Annotated in this window: 16 protein-coding genes; 15 read left to right on the top strand and 1 reads right to left on the bottom strand. The window is 40.2% G+C overall.

Features of this window, described 5'->3' with window-relative positions:
- Nucleotides 1-80: 80 nt before the first annotated feature.
- From noc to M3226_RS14285, 4 genes are all read left to right on the top strand, one after another.
- Nucleotides 81-938, top strand: a complete 858-nt coding sequence (noc, locus tag M3226_RS14300; protein WP_251566397.1) for a nucleoid occlusion protein — start codon at nucleotides 81-83, stop codon at nucleotides 936-938.
- 279 nt (nucleotides 939-1,217) lie between these two features.
- On the top strand, nucleotides 1,218-1,979 hold the full coding sequence (locus M3226_RS14295) for a ParA family protein (RefSeq protein WP_251566396.1): 762 nt from the start codon (nucleotides 1,218-1,220) through the stop codon (nucleotides 1,977-1,979).
- Nucleotides 1,972-2,823, top strand: a complete 852-nt coding sequence (locus M3226_RS14290) for a ParB/RepB/Spo0J family partition protein (protein WP_251566395.1) — start codon at nucleotides 1,972-1,974, stop codon at nucleotides 2,821-2,823. The genes M3226_RS14295 and M3226_RS14290 overlap by 8 nt, the downstream gene beginning before the upstream one ends.
- Before the next feature lie 111 nt (nucleotides 2,824-2,934).
- Nucleotides 2,935-3,648 carry a DUF554 domain-containing protein gene (locus M3226_RS14285; RefSeq protein ID WP_251566394.1) on the top strand — a complete coding sequence of 238 codons (714 nt, stop codon included), beginning with the start codon at nucleotides 2,935-2,937 and terminating at the stop codon, nucleotides 3,646-3,648.
- A 316-nt stretch (nucleotides 3,649-3,964) separates the two neighbouring features.
- Here the strand turns inward: M3226_RS14285 and yyaC are convergent, their stop codons facing one another.
- Nucleotides 3,965-4,579 carry a spore protease YyaC gene (yyaC, locus tag M3226_RS14280; protein WP_251566393.1) on the bottom strand — a complete coding sequence of 205 codons (615 nt, stop codon included), beginning with the start codon at nucleotides 4,577-4,579 and terminating at the stop codon, nucleotides 3,965-3,967.
- A gap of 198 nt (nucleotides 4,580-4,777) precedes the next feature.
- Between yyaC and M3226_RS14275 the strand changes: the two genes are divergently transcribed.
- From M3226_RS14275 to dnaB, 11 genes are all read left to right on the top strand, one after another.
- Nucleotides 4,778-5,662, top strand: coding sequence for a mechanosensitive ion channel family protein (locus tag M3226_RS14275; protein WP_251566392.1), 885 nt, complete (start codon nucleotides 4,778-4,780; stop codon nucleotides 5,660-5,662).
- A gap of 13 nt (nucleotides 5,663-5,675) precedes the next feature.
- Nucleotides 5,676-5,873 carry a DUF951 domain-containing protein gene (locus M3226_RS14270; protein WP_098530218.1) on the top strand — a complete coding sequence of 66 codons (198 nt, stop codon included), beginning with the start codon at nucleotides 5,676-5,678 and terminating at the stop codon, nucleotides 5,871-5,873.
- 77 nt (nucleotides 5,874-5,950) lie between these two features.
- The gene (locus M3226_RS14265) at nucleotides 5,951-7,963 is read left to right on the top strand and encodes a molybdopterin-dependent oxidoreductase (RefSeq protein ID WP_251566391.1); all 2,013 of its coding nucleotides are present in this window, start codon (nucleotides 5,951-5,953) and stop codon (nucleotides 7,961-7,963) included.
- Between the two features lie 115 nt (nucleotides 7,964-8,078).
- Nucleotides 8,079-9,179, top strand: a complete 1,101-nt coding sequence (gene ychF, locus M3226_RS14260; RefSeq protein ID WP_251566390.1) for a redox-regulated ATPase YchF — start codon at nucleotides 8,079-8,081, stop codon at nucleotides 9,177-9,179.
- Nucleotides 9,180-9,363: 184 nt separating this feature from the next.
- Nucleotides 9,364-9,651 carry a 30S ribosomal protein S6 gene (gene rpsF, locus M3226_RS14255; RefSeq protein ID WP_098530221.1) on the top strand — a complete coding sequence of 96 codons (288 nt, stop codon included), beginning with the start codon at nucleotides 9,364-9,366 and terminating at the stop codon, nucleotides 9,649-9,651.
- Nucleotides 9,652-9,719: 68 nt separating this feature from the next.
- Nucleotides 9,720-10,241: a single-stranded DNA-binding protein gene (ssb, locus tag M3226_RS14250; RefSeq protein ID WP_144566168.1), complete on the top strand. Its 522-nt coding sequence runs from the start codon at nucleotides 9,720-9,722 to the stop codon at nucleotides 10,239-10,241.
- Between the two features lie 50 nt (nucleotides 10,242-10,291).
- Nucleotides 10,292-10,531 (top strand): 30S ribosomal protein S18, encoded by a 240-nt coding sequence (gene rpsR / locus M3226_RS14245; RefSeq protein ID WP_251566389.1) that lies wholly within the window; start codon nucleotides 10,292-10,294, stop codon nucleotides 10,529-10,531.
- 307 nt (nucleotides 10,532-10,838) lie between these two features.
- Nucleotides 10,839-11,783 (top strand): YybS family protein, encoded by a 945-nt coding sequence (locus M3226_RS14240; RefSeq protein WP_251566388.1) that lies wholly within the window; start codon nucleotides 10,839-10,841, stop codon nucleotides 11,781-11,783.
- Nucleotides 11,784-11,804: 21 nt separating this feature from the next.
- A complete protein-coding gene (locus M3226_RS14235; protein WP_251566387.1) occupies nucleotides 11,805-13,778 on the top strand; it encodes a DHH family phosphoesterase in 1,974 nt (657 codons plus the stop codon).
- On the top strand, nucleotides 13,775-14,224 hold the full coding sequence (rplI, locus tag M3226_RS14230) for a 50S ribosomal protein L9 (protein WP_251566386.1): 450 nt from the start codon (nucleotides 13,775-13,777) through the stop codon (nucleotides 14,222-14,224). The genes M3226_RS14235 and rplI overlap by 4 nt, the downstream gene beginning before the upstream one ends.
- Nucleotides 14,225-14,383: 159 nt before the next feature.
- The gene (gene dnaB, locus M3226_RS14225; RefSeq protein WP_251566385.1) at nucleotides 14,384-15,736 is read left to right on the top strand and encodes a replicative DNA helicase; all 1,353 of its coding nucleotides are present in this window, start codon (nucleotides 14,384-14,386) and stop codon (nucleotides 15,734-15,736) included.
- The last annotated feature ends 85 nt before the right edge of the window (nucleotides 15,737-15,821 follow it).

The raw sequence follows: 15,821 nt of genomic DNA, 5'->3' as shown, positions 1-15,821 counted from the left end.
CAAAAATAGTATCCCAGGCAGGAAGAAATTATTTGCATATAGAATAAGTAATAGGGAGTTTCTTAAAGGTGGTGTTGGGGATGAAGAGTTCATTTACACGCTTTTTTGGCCTCGGCGAAAAGGGAGAGCAAGAGGTTGAGCAGGAGCTGAATATAGAACGAAGCGAAGAGATCAAGAAAATACCGATTAACCAAATTATTCCGAACCGATTCCAGCCACGGACGGTATTTGATGAAGAGAAAATTGAAGAATTATCTCGTACGATTCATATACATGGTATTATCCAGCCGATTGTCGTCCGAGAGTTTGCTGACAATAAATATGAAATTATAGCCGGAGAGCGCCGTTGGCGGGCAATGAAAAAGCTTGGCTGGACAGAAGCCCCGGCAATTGTTAAAAACCTTTCCGATACGGAAACAGCATCTGTAGCCCTCATTGAAAATTTACAACGTGAGGAACTATCTCCGATTGAGGAAGCAATTGCGTACGGTAAACTGCTTGAACTGCACAACTTAACGCAGGAAGCATTAGCACAGCGCCTAGGAAAAGGTCAGTCTACCGTCGCTAATAAGCTGCGTCTTCTTAAATTGCCTCAGCCTGTTCAGGATGCCTTGTTAAGCAAGGTCATTACTGAGCGCCATGCACGTGCCCTCATTCCGCTTAAGGATCCAGAAAAACAAGTGACCTTATTAGCAGAAGTGATGGAGAGAAATTTAAATGTAAAGCAAACGGAGGAACGAGTTGTCCGCCTGCTTGAACAAAAAAATCAACAGCCAAAGCCGAAGCGTAAAGCTTTTAGTAAAGATATGAGAATTGCCGTTAATACCATCCGGCAATCACTTTCCATGGTATCGGACAGTGGGATTAATTTAGACTCTGAAGAAGAAGAGTTTGATGAATTTTACCAATTTACCATCCGCATTCCTAAGAAAAAGTAAATCAATAAAAAAGAAGAACCAGACAGAGTGATGTTTGGTTCTTCTTTTTTATTGATTCTGTGTGACTGTTAATTTCTACTAGGCACGGGCGGTTGGCGGGATTGAGAAAAAATAAGTATAATTTCCTAATGGAATTTTTTTAGGAAAAAAACCAACTACTATTAAAATCATGGTAAAATAAAGGAATGGAAATTTTACTTCCTTTTCTGTTATTGAGATAATTATTACATTTGATAGAACGAAAGATTACTATTTTTTAATTTTAGGGTAGGTGACAACGTGGGGAAAATCCTTTCAATTGCAAACCAAAAAGGTGGAGTCGGGAAAACGACAACCTCTGTCAACCTAGGTGCCTGCTTAGCATACATAGGGAAACGGGTCTTACTGGTAGATATTGACCCGCAGGGAAATGCAACAAGCGGAGTTGGTATTGAAAAGGCTGAAGTAGAACAGTGTATATATGATGTTTTAGTAGATGATGTGGAGGCAAAGGATGTCATTAAAGCAACCTCTGTTGAAAATTTGTATGCGATTCCGGCTACTATTCAACTGGCAGGAGCCGAAATTGAGTTGGTCCCAACTATTTCAAGAGAAGTTCGTTTAAAACGTGCTCTTGGGGAAGTGAAGGATCAGTTTGATTATATTATAATCGATTGTCCGCCGTCATTAGGGCTATTAACATTAAATGCATTAACTGCATCGGATGCGGTTTTAATCCCGGTTCAATGTGAGTACTATGCATTAGAAGGACTTAGTCAATTATTAAATACGGTCAGACTCGTCCAAAAACATTTAAATCAAGATTTGAAAATTGAGGGCGTGCTATTAACCATGCTCGATGCAAGGACCAATCTTGGGCTTCAAGTCATTGAAGAGGTAAAAAAATATTTCCAAGATAAAGTCTATAAAACCATTATTCCAAGAAATGTACGTCTAAGTGAAGCGCCAAGTCATGGAGAGCCAATTATTACCTATGATGCGAAATCCCGTGGAGCTGAAGTTTATTTAGATTTAGCGAAGGAAGTGGTCACAAATGGCTAAAGGCTTAGGAAAAGGGCTGAATGCTTTTTTTAATGAAGCAAGTAAAGAAGAAACAGTCCAAGAAATTAAGCTTAAGGAACTTCGTCCAAACCCATATCAGCCACGGAAGACCTTCCAGCAAGAAACAATTGATGAATTAAGAGATTCTATTATTGAGCATGGAATTCTGCAGCCAATTGTGGTCCGCAAAAGTATTAGAGGCTATGAAATTGTCGTAGGTGAACGTCGCTTTCGCGCTGCCAAGGAAGCAAAGCTCGAAACAATCCCTGCTGTTGTCCGTGAGCTAACGGAGCAGCAAATGATGGAATTAGCTGTCCTTGAAAACTTGCAAAGAGAAGATTTAAATCCAATCGAAGAGGGACAAGCATATCAAACCTTAATTGAAAAGTTAAAGCTGACACAGGAGGAAGTAGCCAAGCGCTTAGGCAAAAGCCGGCCGCATGTAGCCAATCATATCCGCCTGCTCTCCCTCCCTCCAAAAATTCAGGAACTTATTTCAAGCGGGAAAATTTCAATGGGGCACGGCCGTGCGTTACTAGGACTCAGACAGAAAGCAAAGCTTCCAGTTCTAGTAGAAAAGGTAGTCAATGAAGGGCTTAATGTTCGTCAATTAGAAAAACTAATCCAGCAAATAAACGAAAATGTTTCACGTGAAACAAAAAAGCCGGAAAAGAAAAAGGATGTATTTGTACAGCAGCATGAGCATTCTCTTCGTGAACGGTTTGGAACAACCGTAAATATCGTACAAAAGAAAAATAAAGGAAAAATTGAAATTGAATTTTTCTCACAAGCTGATTTAGAGCGGATATTAGAAATGCTTGATCAGGAAGACTCTAATATATAAATAGACTCGCCACTCGGCGGGTTTTTCTTTGTTAAAAAATCTTCCAATTCATTCATGGACATGATAGGTTATAACTATTATTATTTCGAGAGGCGAAGAAGGAGAAAGCGTATGTTTTTATTAGGAACACTTGTTAACGGTTTGTTAATTATTATTGGGACTCTTCTCGGTAAATGGTTAAATCGGATACCGGAGGGCATGAAAACGACGGTCATGTATGCGATCGGACTTTCTGTTATGGTTTTAGGATTACAAATGGGCTTGAAGAGTGAAAACTTTCTGATCGTTATTATTAGCTTGGTAGTAGGTGCAGTTGCAGGTGAGCTATTAAAATTAGAGGAAAAATTAAATGATTTAGGCGGTTGGCTTGAGCGCAGGGTTGGATCTAATGGGAAAGGAAGCATTTCTGAGGGATTTGTTACCGCAACTTTAATCTTTGTGATTGGGGCAATGGCGATTATAGGTGCACTTGATAGCGGTATTCGCGGCGACCATGACGTATTGTACACAAAATCAATTATCGATGGCTTTACGGCCTTAATCTTAACGACTACGCTTGGAATTGGCGTTATTTTTTCAGCAGTCCCTGTTGTTCTCTATGAGGGGTTGATTGCCCTATTTGCTACGCAAATAAATCAATTTGTTCCAAAGGAATTAATGGATCAATTTATTACGGAAATGACCGCAACGGGCGGTGTAATGATTTTTGCGATCGGCTTAAATTTAACTGGCATAGTAAAGATTAAGGTGGCCAATCTGCTTCCAGGTATCGTGGTGACAGGGATTATTGTCACAATCCTCTATAACTATCATCATATTTTATAATAAGAAAAGCGCAAGGCGCTTAGACTTCGGCGACAAGCACAAGTCGAGCCGGCTGAAAGGTTGTTCTTTAACCTTTTGGACGGATTGATCTAAATGTGGAGGCGATTGTTCTGGGACGAAGGAATAAGACGCACCATGTAAGAAGGCGTTTTTTGCCTTCGTCAGGGAGTGGCTTATGACTTGAGTCCCAAGGAGCCGCAACTGGATAAGCTTGTGACCTCGAGCCGATGGCGCCTGAAGCTGGACAATTCTCGAAGTCAAGAACTTTTATACTTTCTTATCTCATGGAAAAAGAGCAATCGACTTGATTGCTCTTTTAATTTGTTTTTTCTTCTTCGATCCAATTTAATTCAGCCCAGTTTTGCTTTGGGTAAAGTTGGCTTGCTTGAACTATTCCAGACGCAATGGTTTTGGCCATTCTCATCACAAGATTTAACCTGGTATTTTGTAAAACAAAGAACTCCATAAAGCCGCTGACGTTGACAATACCGGTGATATGGATGTCTCCTACAGCAGGTAATTCCTTATTTACCCCTGCTCCTGGTTTGACAGGCCCATTTCCTATTTGGATGACACCGACATTTTTTATCCTCCCTAAGCAGGCATCAATCCCAATTATGTATGGATTGGCATGAGTGGCGCTGATTTCTCGCAGCTTATCAGCAAGATTCACAGCATGGATAGGCTCATCTAAAGTTCCGTAAACGTAAAACGATTGGAGCTGTTTCTCCTCAAGGAGACTCCCAACTAGCGGTCCTAATGAGTCTCCTGTGGAGCGGTCGGTTCCAATACATACAAATACAATGGGACGTCGAGTTACACTAGGGATGTTCAGAAGTAATTCACGAGCAAGCTGTTCAGCCGCGTTAGACTCATCATGAACGATGCTTACCTTGCTCCTCCTGTCAAAAAAGCCAGTCTTTAAATTCATTCCTTCCACTCCCTAGCACATAATTAGTCCTTTACTTATACAGGTGCTACCATAGTTGTTTCTACTTTTTATTCAGTATACGGAAAATTTTGAAAATCTATACATCGTAGTGGTAAAAAATGAAAATTCATAATGCTATTATCTAAATCGAATTATTGTTAAAATAAAATGGGTGAAAAGGGTTTAGGAAGGTGACTTATGAGTATTACACAAAGAGGAATACAAAAGCTTATTGATAAATATCAAAATGAAGATACATGGTTAAATATAGGCGAAGGCTTGCTTAAAATAATTGTAATCATGCTGATTGCTAATATACTAATCCGAATTGGCAAGTTGACGATCCATAATATTTTTAAAATCAGAAACCTCTCCCCATTGAACACATCAGAACGCAGGGAGGCTACACTATCTAAGCTGCTTGATAACATTCTGACATATGTCGTTTATTTTATTGCCTTTATGATGATCCTCTCGGTGCTAGGATTCGATGTGAAGGCGCTAATTGCTGGAGCTGGAGTAGTTGGCTTAGCTGTCGGATTTGGTGCACAGAGTTTGGTGAAGGATGTGATCTCCGGCTTCTTTATTATTTTTGAAGATCAATTTTCGGTTGGCGACCACGTCCGAATCGGGCAGTTTGAAGGCAATGTCCAAGCGATTGGATTAAGAACGACGAAATTAAAAAGCTGGACCGGAGAAGTTCATATTTTACCTAATGGAAACATTATGGAAGTAACAAACTTTTCAATTAATAATAGTTTAGCGATAATAGATGTTGGAATCGCTTATGAAGAGGATCTAGATAAGGCTGAAATGGTTATTAGGGAACTACTTCAAAAAATGCCGGAAAGATATGAAGAATTGGTTAGAGAACCTGATTTTCTAGGTATCCAAAACTTCAGTCCTTCTGAAGTGACATTAAGAATTGTTGCAGAAACACTGCCAATGCAGCATGCTGCTGTAGCAAGGAAAATGCGTAAAGATATTAAACTCTCTTTAGATGAGCATGGAATTGAAATCCCATATCCACGAATGGTTATGTATTCGAAGGATAATGGTAACATAAAAGAACCTAGTGTATAAGGGGGATAAACTGATGGAGGAAAAAGAATTTGCCCTGAATGATGTTGTTGAAATGAAGAAACAACATCCATGCGGAACCAATCGCTGGAAGATTATTCGGATGGGAATGGATGTCCGAATTAAATGTGAGGGCTGCGGTCATAGTGTTTTGATCCCAAGAAGAGAGTTTTCAAGGAAAATGAAAAAGATTTTAGTCAAGCATGAAGGATAATTTTTCATGCTTCTTTTTTTATTCAGCTCTATGTAGGTAGTTAATAAATAGAAGTGCGTAAGACGGGGGTGGAATTGATGGCAGAAATACGAAAAGCTGCGTGTCCATTAAATTGTTGGGATAACTGCGGTTTTCATGTAACAATCGACGATGGCAAAGTTGTTAAAGTGGAGGGTGACGAGACACATCCGATCACTAGAGGTAAAATTTGCGGGCGCGGCCGGATGCTGGAGAAAAGGACCAATTCTGAGCAGCGTCTGTTATACCCGTTAAAAAAGATGAATGGGGAATTTGTACAAATTTCTTGGGATCAGGCACTTGATGAAGTAGCAGTGAAGTTACGCGAAATAAAACAAACAGTTGGGACGACTGCTGTACTGCATAGCCATGACTACGCCAATAATGGAATCTTAAAAAACCTAGACCAGCGTTTTTTTAATTGTTATGGCGGGGTAACGCAAGTTTATGGATCTCTCTGCTGGGGAGCAGGAATTGAAGCCCAAAAGTGGGATTTTGGCAATGCCTACAGCCATGGACCCGATGATATTGTTAATAGCAAAAACATAATTATTTGGGGACGAAATGTTGCCAGAACCAATATGCATTTATATGAAAGATTGCTAGAGGCAAAGAAACAAGGGATTAAGGTTTTTGTAATTGACCCGCTCTATAATGCCACTGCCAAACTGGCAGATCAATTTATTACCGTAAAGCCGGGGATGGATGGATTATTGGCGGCAGGAATGATGAAGGAAATTCTCCGGCTTGGCATAGAGGACCGGGATTTTATTGAGCAATTCACACATGGATTTGCAGACTTAGTGAGGCTTCTTGATAGTATTACCCTAGAAAAGATCGGTGAAATGACGGAAGTTTCATCGGAGGTTATCACCCAATTAGCTCTTGTGTATTGTGATAGACCAACCGCCACTTTTATGGGCTTAGGAATGCAGCGGTATAAAAATGGCGGAAATACCATTCGTTTGATTGATGCCCTTGCGGCTATAAGTGGAAATATTGGCATTCCGGGAGGGGGAGCCAATTATGCTAATCTCCAGGTTGGTCAAAGTTTTGCTTTTAATGAGTTAACCCTCCCTCATCGTAAACAAGACAGTCGGCAATTTTCTATTATGAAACAGGCCGAAGAGACCTTAAAGGCTGCCGACCCGGCTATCGAAATGATTGTGGTGACATGTGGAAATCCACTCACACAGGTCCCGGATAGCGGTGTAGTTGAAAAAGCATTCTCTTCCGTGCCAACTGTTGTAGTGTTAGATCAATTTATGACGGATACGGCTTTATTAGCTGATTACGTTTTGCCGACAACAACTGCTTTTGAAGAAGAAGACTTTTATTATTCTTCTATGTATCATCATTATATAAATTATGGGCCAAAACTTGTTTCGGCCCCTGGAGAAGCGAAATCTGACTTGTGGATTTGGACACAGCTGGCAGCAAGACTTGGATTTGGTGCCGATTTTGCTTATACGCGAGATGAATGGTTAAGGATGACCTTAAAGCCACTGGAAGATTCAGGAATTACTCTTGAGAAATTAAAAGAGCAGCACACGATGGAACTGCCAGTTGAAAAGGTGCCATGGCATAATCGTAAATTCCAAACCCCAACAGAAAAGTTTGAATTCACTTCACTTTTGGGTCAGTCAAAGGGCAAGAATGGATTGTTAGCGTTAGCCGTTCCTGATGAATCAAAATGGAACAATCCTTTGCTAGCCGAAACCTATCCTTATCAACTGCTTACTATCCATCCGCTGCGTTCGAACCATTCGCAGAATTATCATCTTTTAGGTGACAGCCTCAAGCTTAAAGTAGAGATTGCCTCTAATATTGCCGAAGATCGGGGACTTTTAGATGGTGATTATGTAAGGGTGTGGAATGACCGCGGTGAAGTGAGGGGATATATTTCAATATTGGTGAAGGCACATCCTAACACGATTAATATTGATGAAGGTATTTGGAAGAGGTTTGGCGGCTCAGTTAATCAACTGACCTCAAGCCGGGAATCAGATAATGGCCTTGGCAGTACACTTTATGATTGTCTTGTAAACCTTGAAAGAATTGAAACAAACTAACTGACGCACAAAAGCGGCAGTTGTATTTTTTATGACAGTTGCCTTATAATTGTGAGAGGCTTTTTAATATAAAAGAACTTATTTTTATATAGATGATTATTAGGAGTGAACGTGAATGGCTTTAACAGCTGGTATTGTAGGTTTGCCGAACGTTGGTAAGTCGACATTATTTAACGCAATAACACAAGCAGGAGCGGAATCAGCGAATTACCCCTTCTGTACGATAGACCCGAACGTAGGGATTGTAGAAGTACCTGACCATCGACTGCAAAAACTAACTGAACTTGTACAGCCGAAAAAGACAGTTCCAACGGCATTTGAATTTACCGATATTGCCGGGATTGTTAAGGGTGCTAGTAAAGGTGAAGGACTAGGAAACAAGTTCCTTTCACATATTCGTCAAGTAGATGCGATTTGTCAGGTAGTCCGTTGTTTTGCCGATGAAAACATTACCCATGTATCAGGGAAGGTCGACCCAATTGATGATATCGAAACCATCAACCTTGAGTTGATTCTTGCTGATATGGAATCAGTGGAAAAGCGAATTAGCCGTGTAGAAAAATTGGCCAAGCAAAAAGATAAAGATGCAGCTGCTGAATTTGAGGTTCTTTCAATGTTGCGCGATGCTTTTGAAGCAGAGAAACCGGCTCGTACAGTGGATTTCACAGACGAACAAATGAAATTAGCAAAAGGACTCCATCTTTTAACCATTAAGCCTGTTCTGTATGTGGCTAATGTGAGTGAAGATGATATTGTAGATCCATCTGGTAATGAATATGTTCAAAAGGTTCGCGAATTTGCTGCTGCTGATAATGCGGAAGTTATTGTGATTTGTGCGAAAATTGAAGAGGAAATTGCTGAACTTGAAGGCGAAGAAAAGGCAATGTTCCTTTCAGAGCTAGGCATTGAGGAATCTGGTTTAGACCAATTAATTCGTGCTGCCTACAGCCTGCTTGGATTAGCTACTTACTTCACAGCAGGTGTACAAGAAGTCCGTGCCTGGACTTTCAAAAAAGGGATGAAGGCTCCGCAATGTGCCGGAATCATCCACTCTGATTTTGAACGCGGATTTATCCGAGCGGAAATTGTTTCTTATGATGACTTATTAGCTGCTGGCAGCCATAATGCGGCAAAGGAAGCAGGAAAGGTCCGTTTAGAAGGTAAGGATTATGAAGTTAAAGACGGCGATGTGATTCATTTCCGTTTTAACGTATAGTATGACACGGCTCTGCTTGATTGCGGAGCCTCTTTTATAACGCTTTTCTATGAATAAAATGTGGCAGTAACGTGAAGGACATTGCATTTTAATTTCTTCTGTGCTATAATTTCAACTTGTGAGTAATTAAATAATTGCTCCTTGCCCATTATTGGGCCGTTTAGACCAAAAGGAGGTGACTGTGATGAATAAGTACGAAATCATGTACATCATCCGCCCAAATATTGAAGATGAAGCAAAGAAGGCTCTTGTTGAGCGTTTTAACACAATTCTTCTTGAAAACGGTGCGGAAACTGCTGAAACAAAAGATTGGGGTAAGCGCCGTCTAGCATACGAAATCAACGATTTCCGTGACGGATACTACGAAATTGCTAAAACTACATCTTCAGCTGCTGCAGTACAAGAATTTTCTCGTCTTGCAAAGATCAGCGAAGATATCATTCGCCATATCGTAATTAAAGAAGAAGCATAAGAATTATATATATCTTGGTAAAATGTTTCATATGGAATGTTTTGCCAAAAGAAAAGGAGTTGATTCTGATGATGAATCGTGTCGTTCTTGTCGGCCGTTTAACAAAAGATCCTGATTTGCGTTATACACCAAATGGGGTTCCTGTTGCTACTTTTACTTTAGCTGTTAATCGCCCATTTTCTAGTCAGTCAGGTGAGCGTGAAGCAGACTTTATTAACTGTGTTGTTTGGCGTAAACCTGCTGAGAATGTGGCAAATTTCCTAAAAAAAGGCAGCCTTGCAGGTGTTGATGGCCGTATTCAAACGCGCAACTATGAAGGACAAGATGGTAAACGTGTTTACGTTACAGAGGTTCAAGCGGAAAGTGTTCAATTTCTGGAGCCTAAGTCGTCTTCTGGTGGTGGCGGTAGAAGCAACAACGATTATTATGGTGCTCCTCCTATGGAACCTCAACAAGGTAATTCATATGGCAGCGGCAATCAGAATCAACGTCCAAATCAAAACCAAAACAAAGGGTTTACCCGCATGGATGAAGATCCATTTGCAGGAACTGGTCAGATTGACATCTCTGATGACGATCTACCATTCTAAAATTAACCTTTTGAACGTTACCATATAAAAAAATAAAGGAGGGAATTTTCATGGCAGGAGGACGTAAAGGCGGTCGCGCAAAGCGTCGTAAAGTGTGCTATTTCACATCAAATGGTATCACTCGCATCGATTACAAAGATGTAGATTTACTTAAAAAATTCATCTCTGAGCGTGGAAAAATTTTACCACGTCGTGTAACTGGTACTAGCGCTAAATACCAACGTAAACTAACAGTTGCAATCAAACGTGCACGTCAAATGGCATTACTACCATTCGTAGCTGGTGAATAAATAAAAGCATAAGCGCCTTGAATTGGGCGATATAGGGAGACTTGGGCAGTGGCGAGCAAAGCGAGCCAATGTCCTAGTCTCCTTTAATGCGTACATAAAGTGTTAACTTTCTGTAGCCAAGCATAGGTCGAGCTGGTGAGAAGGTGGCTTTTTAACCTTCTTGCCGGCTTGGCTGTGCGATCTTATTGCATCTCGAATAAAGACAGTAAGGACATCCTTACTGTCTTTTTCTTTTATCAAAAGTTGTATCAAAACGAGTTAGTGGCTAAAATAAAGAAATAGATGTAATTATTTATGAGGTGTTGAAGTGAAAAATGTCCGTAATTTAACGGAAGGTGCTATTCTTTTAGCAGCCTTTACCGTCTTTTTATTAATAACAATCTACATACCACCCTTAAGTATAATCAGTGTTTTTATCCTGCCGCTGCCATTTATCATGTTTTCAGCGAAAAATAACCTGAAATATATTGCTGTCTTTTTTATTGCGGCTATTATTATCTCGTTTATCTCTAGTTCCTTACAAGGTCTGGGGTTAATGGCCCTATTTGGTGCTGCTGGTGTTGTCATGGGCTATATAACTCAAAAAACAAAAAGCAGGTCAGCGGTATTAATAGGAGGTACACTTACCTTTATTATTGGTTTGGTCATTTTTTATGCCGTACTTGTTACATTTATGAACATTAATTTTCTCCATGAGCTAAATACAATGTTAGAACAATCCATGAAACAATCACAAGCAATGCTGCAGGCATTAGGAAAAGAAGACCAAGTCAAGCTTTTGCAGGAGCAAAATGCCAATTTAATTAAAAACATCAAGACATTGGCGCCAGGTTACTTAATAACGGTGGCGATTGTGTATGCTTTTATTACACAGTGGATTTGTTTCCCAATTGCCAAAAGGTTTGGTGTTACAGCTCCGTCGTGGGGGAAATTTAGGAATCTTATGCTGCCTAAAAGTCTTCTTTGGTATTACTTAGCAGCATTAGGAGGCTTTTTATTATTTCACCCTCAAGAGGGTACATATTTATATCTAGTTATCATTAATGCCAGATTTATTTTAGAATGGTTTATATTTTTACAGGGTTTAGCTTGTTTATTTTTTATTTTTTATCAGCGTTCGTTTGGAAAAGGCTTTGCGATCTTCATCGTAATTCTATCTTTCATCATACCGATTGTTCATTATATAATAATGATATTAGGGATTACTGATTTAGGTTTTGATTTTAGAAAACGATTTGCCAAAAAAGAGTAAAACGTCAAGGAGCTGAAGACTTTGCCTGCATTTTTTGAAAAGCGGTCAATTCGTTACCCTTTTTATGGGCTTATTGGCGTTACTGTGGTTCTGCTTATCATCCTGCTTTTATATAATTGGATTTTGAGCGTAGCTGGGTTTTTATTAATGTTAGTGCCCCTCTACTATATGTTAGTCATTGACCGCAAAGAGCGAAAAGAGATGGAAAAATATATTTCCACTCTGTCCTATCGAGTGAAAAAGGTTGGCGAAGAAGCCCTGATGGAAATGCCAATCGGGATTATGCTTATCAATGAGGAATATTATATCGAGTGGACAAATCCGTATCTCTCCTCCTGCTTTGATGAGGTTACATTAGTAGGCAGATCACTTTACGATGTTGCAGATGCATTGATTCCTTTAATTAAACAAGAGGTAGAAACAGAAGTTTTTACCCTTCATGAACGAAAATTCCGGGTTGTCCATAAACGGCAAGAACGGCTGTTATATTTCTTTGATGTAACGGAGCAAACGGAGATCGAGAAAAGGTATCAGGATGATCGGACGGTTATTGCCACGATTTTTCTTGATAATTATGATGATCTTACACAGGGCATGGATGATCAAATGCGTGGCAGCATTAATAATTTAGTTACGTCGATTTTAAATAAATGGGCCCAGGATAATGGTATTTATTTAAAAAGGGTTTCATCTGAACGTTTTATTGCCGTTTTTAGTGAAAGAATTCTTCGTATTCTTGAAAAGGGCAAGTTCACGATCCTCGATGAAGTGAGAGAAATGACCTCTAAGCAAAATGTCACCTTTACATTAAGTATCGGTGTCGGCACAGGTGTATCTTCCCTTCCCGAATTAGGTGCTATGGCTCAATCCAGTCTTGACTTAGCCCTAGGCAGAGGCGGCGATCAAGTGGCCATTAAACTGCCAAGCGGCAAGGTGAAATTTTATGGGGGCAAAACGAACCCTGTTGAGAAACGGACAAGAGTGAGAGCAAGAGTGATCTCCCATGCCATTAGGGATTTAATTATCGCTAGTGATAAAGTCATCATCATGGGGCATAAGAATCCTGATATGGACTCAATTGGTTCAAGTATTGGTATTTATAAGGTAGCTCAAATGAACCAGAAGGAAGCTTATATCGTTGTAAACATGCAGGAAATGGAAAGTGGAGTAAAAAGATTAATGGCCGAAATCCGCCACCAAGAAGAATTATATTCTTACTTCATTGATTCTGAACTTGCATTAGAAATTGCTACAGAAAAAACATTGCTTGTCATAGTCGATACTCATAAGCCCTCTATGGTGATAGAGGAACGGTTATTAAATAAAATTGATCATAAGGTGGTCATTGACCATCACCGACGCGGAGAAGAATTTATAGCGAACCCTCTACTTGTATATATGGAACCATATGCCTCCTCAACAGCAGAGCTTGTGACAGAATTTTTGGAATATCAGCCAAAACGAGGTAAAATTGAAATGATAGAGGCGACCGCCCTCTTAGCAGGAATTATTGTCGATACAAAAAGCTTCACGTTAAGAACCGGCTCACGGACGTTCGATGCCGCTTCTTATCTACGGGCACATGGAGCTGATACGATTCTGGTTCAAAAGCTTTTGAAGGAAGACGTCGACACCTATATACGTCGATCGAAGTTAATTGAATCAGTGGCCTTTTACCGTGATGGAATTGCCATTGCTAAAGGTACAGAACAAGACCTGTATGACCAGGTCATCATTGCACAGGCTGCAGACACCTTATTAGCTATGGATGGGGTGCTCGGGTCCTTTGTGATAGCGAAAAGGGACGAAGGCGTGATTGCTATTAGTGCTAGGTCACTTGGAAATATCAATGTGCAGGTGATCATGGAGAGCCTCAAGGGCGGAGGCCATTTAACGAATGCAGCTACCCAGCTGACTGGACTGACGATTGAAGAAACAGAGGCCCAATTAAAGCTGGCGATTGATGATTATTTTGAAGGAGTGAAAAAAGAATGAAAGTCATATTTTTAAAGGATGTTAAAGGTAAAGGTAAAAAAGGAGAAGTTAAGAATGTCGCGGATGGCTATGCACATAACTTTTTAATTAAACAAGGCCTGGCGGTTGAGGCAAGTAATGCTAATATTAGTTCTCTTGATGCTCAAAAGAAAAAGGAAGAAAAGGCTGCAGCCCAAGAGCTTGCGGAAGCTAAAAAGCTGAAGGAAGTTTTAGATAAGACCACTGTTGAACTGACAGCCAAGGCTGGTGAAGGCGGCAGACTGTTTGGTTCCATAACCACTAAGCAAGTTGCAGAAGAATTACAAAAGAAACATGGCATTAAAATTGATAAACGTAAAATGGAATTAGATGACGCGATTCGGACATTAGGACATACAAAAGTGCCAGTAAAGCTTCACCATGAAGTAACAGCGACGTTAACGGTTTCAGTATTAGAAATAAAATAAGGTGAAAATTTGCCAGTGCGAAAGTACCAATAAACATGTTAAGATAAGAAGTAGCAATTCTCTTGTGATCGGTTATGACTGGTCACTTTTTTCTTTTAGAAATATGATAATTTTAATATAGCTTTTAATTATCCTTCTAAGCTAGGAGGTTTTTGATAGATGAATGATGTATTAGCAGATCGTATGCCGCCGCAAAATATCGAGGCGGAGCAAGCTGTTCTAGGGGCAATCTTTTTAGAGCCTTCTGCACTGACACTGGCTTCAGAAATATTAATACCTGAGGACTTTTACCGTGCCTCCCACCAAAAAATCTTTAATGTTATGCTAGATTTAAATGATCAAGGGAAAGCCGTTGACCTTGTGACGGTTACAGAGGAACTTGCCGCTGCCAAATTGATTGAGGATATAGGCGGTGTTAGTTACTTAAGTGATTTGTCCGGTTCTGTACCGACGGCTGCTAACATAGAGTATTATGCTAGAATTGTAGAAGAAAAGTCGCTGCTTAGAAGACTCATCCGGACAGCAACCAATATTGCATCTGATGGATATTCCCGTGAAGACGAGGTAGAAGCTCTTTTAAGTGAAGCAGAGAAAAGCATTATGGAAGTGGCTCAGAGAAAGAATGCAGGGGCATTCCATAATATTAAAGATGTTCTTGTCCGAACATATGATAATATCGAAGAAATGCATAACCGTGTTGGGGATATTACAGGGATTTCAACGGGTTTTGCTGAGCTTGACAGAATGACAGCGGGATTCCAACGTAATGATTTAATTATTGTGGGTGCCCGTCCTTCCGTAGGTAAAACGGCCTTTGCCTTGAATATTGCCGCAAATGTGGCTACAAAGACAGCTGAAAATGTAGCTATCTTCAGTCTTGAGATGGGTGCAGAACAGCTGGTTATGCGTATGCTTTGTTCAGAAGGAAATATTGATGCGCAGAGACTTCGTACCGGTTCCTTAACAGATGATGACTGGGGCAAGTTAACAATGGCAATGGGCAGTCTCTCCAACTCTGGTATATTTATCGATGATACACCTGGAGTTAGAATTAGTGATATTCGTTCAAAATGCCGCCGGCTTCAGCAGGAACACGGCCTCGGGATGATATTAATTGACTACTTGCAGCTGATTTTAGGAAGCGGCAGATCGGGTGAAAACCGGCAGCAGGAAGTTTCTGAGATTTCCCGTTCGCTTAAGCAATTAGCCCGTGAACTTAAAGTCCCTGTTATTGCCCTTTCACAGCTTTCACGTGGCGTTGAGCAGCGTCAGGATAAGCGTCCAATGATGTCCGATATCCGTGAATCTGGTAGTATTGAGCAGGACGCTGATATCGTGGCGTTCTTATATCGCGATGACTACTATGATAAGGAATCCGAGAATAAAAATATCATTGAAATCATTATTGCCAAACAGCGTAATGGTCCAACCGGAACCGTTGCATTGGCTTTTGTGAAGGAATATAATAAATTCGTAAACCTAGAGACACGTTATGAGCCTCCAGGTGCGTAGTTTTATTATAAAGGATTAGCCTATTTGGCTGATCCTTTTTTAATTTTCATATATTAATATATTTACGAACGTATTTTTCTAGTGT

This window comes from Neobacillus cucumis, assembly GCF_023715505.1.
This window is presented reverse-complemented; position numbering and strand designations above follow the sequence as displayed.